Here is a 2,208-nt window from a genome sequence, read left to right on the forward strand (position 1 = left end):
GGCTTACGCACCTGCCAGCATCACCCTACGATACAACATCTGGTGCGGTCGTCCGGTAACCGGAAATGCAACCCACCCACACAAAACGCGAAGAAGCCAGAATCTTAGTCATGGCGATGTTACGATATTTTAAGATTGTTTTCTGTTGTGCTTTGTTATTCTCACCAAAAGCCACCGCACTGTCGGCTTCAAGATGATCCACAAAATAAACCGCCTTTTTTATCCAATGCTGCAAATCCACATTTTGTTGCAGCTTGATGATGTTCATAGCCTCAGCCTTTTCCATCTTAATCTCAGGCAAGTGCTTCGATAGCTTGACGTTCATCCCCTTTGGAATTAACATAAGATTTCCCAACCTTCCTATCAGCTGGCCTTTCTGATACTCTTTTACCGTTTTATCTGTCTGCTCTTTGGCCCAAATATGTTCAATCTCTAGTTTATCGTTACTTTTCGGGCCTGTTCCGACAAGCTTTTCAAAATTGAAGCTCTGGTTATTCAGAAGGCTTTCCTCCCAGCGAGCAAGAAAATAGCGCAACCACTTGCGATAACTCGGAAAATCAAATCGAAAGGTATCGCCGTCATCAATGGTTAGACTGCTAACGATACATTTCACTGAATTTGATTGCTCACTTCGAACGATTGCAATCAATTCTGCCTTCAATTGCTCTGAGGTTATCTGTTTAGTAAAATATTTATGAGCCAATTTTGAACATTTCACATCGTAACTATCCACTCGGATCCTTCTAGAGGCACGAGGCAAGCCGTAAAGCCTGAAATTTACTTTCTCAATCACTTCAAGAACAGAAGCGTCGCTGACATAAGCGTGAGATGCTGACAAACACTCATGTGCCATAATGATTGGCAAAACGCTCCTCAATGTGCCGTGGTGGCGCAAATATGTTAACGCCCGCATTCTAGCCGACGATGTATCATTAGCCGTCAGCAAATTACTGTATGCGTCAAAGGCGTTCTCCAAAAAGCTGAGGAACTTCTGAAAGTTCTCCCTGTCTTTTTCACCGTATGAACCGAAAACTGGCAACTTTTCCGCTACAATTTTCGCATCTGTTTCTCTAGATTTGCGTTTATTCGGGTTAAACTGAGCTGTCACAACAGCACGAAGCACTCGATCTGCTTCTTCGTCATTGATATCTAGCTTTGCGAGATTGGCTGCAATTTTAGACCAAACATCCTGAACATTTACACGCCATTTTCTGGTATGGACCAAATGAATAAGGTGATTTTTAACTAGGTCAAGTTGCGTAACCTTTCTACCGCGATTGTTTATGGATTCAAAAACTCGTGCGACATCAGCCTCATCTCGGAGGGTAAACAAGATAAGAGACAGACCGTCTTCCACAATGTTTTTTAAACGCTCTGGACTTCGAGTATTATCGTTCACCCATTTTTTTATAGTATCAGAAGCTGCCGCATAGTTTCGTTGTCCCTGTGTTTTCCATGGGCCATTGTTACCTCGAAGGGTGTTATAAAAATAATTCTCGTCCACCGCCTGGGGCATCAATCTAACGTTCCCGTTAGGTGCAAAAAGAAAGCTTTTCGTGTGTGCACTTCGAGACAGTTCTGCATGAATCAGCGCCAACGTAGTTAAGCGTTGTTGACCATCGACAACCCTATATGGTTTGCTTTCATCCTTACTACGATGACAGGTAATCATCCCCATTACGTGGATGAGATTGGCATCATCCTCTAGCATATCAGCGAGGCGATCTATGTCGCCTAGTAACGCCTCTACTTCCTCAGCCTCCCAAGCGTAAGCGCGTTGGTAATCGGGTATCTTAAACGCTCTACCCGTATCGAAAAATTTTGCGAACGTAATGCATTCTGCTTTTGGGGGAGATGTGACATCCTTCAACATAAATGCCTTGCCTTTCTTTTTTCGATATCGCCAAAGATTAGGCCCAAGATGGCCAGGATCTTATAGATTGACGCGATGTCTACCTGTTATCTGATGTGTTGCAATCAAAGATTGCCTTTCTTTTTCCCAACCTGTTCTGCAACCTCAACCCATAAATTGTTGAAACTGCATTTGCAGAACAATTCAAATCCCTTTGCCCGTGAAGCAAATGAGCATGACCGATTTTGACGCACTGTAGGGCACCTCGATTTTTGAGGCTTCTGGGCCTGATTTGGCCGCAGTAGCGTGTTGACGGCGCTTGGATGGCGTCGACGTTTTGAGGTTTACAGCGCGGC

The 2,208-nt window shown here is 44.1% G+C and carries 1 protein-coding gene; it reads right to left on the reverse strand.

Annotated features, from left to right (window positions below; all coding sequences use genetic code 11):
• Positions 1–25: 25 nt before the first annotated feature.
• Positions 26–1,873, reverse strand: coding sequence for a DUF262 domain-containing protein (locus tag ACH107_RS32190; protein ID WP_412509683.1), 1,848 nt, complete (start codon positions 1,871–1,873; stop codon positions 26–28).
• Positions 1,874–2,208: the final 335 nt, after the last annotated feature.

It is taken from the genome of Roseovarius halophilus (ex Wu et al. 2025) (assembly GCF_047086965.1).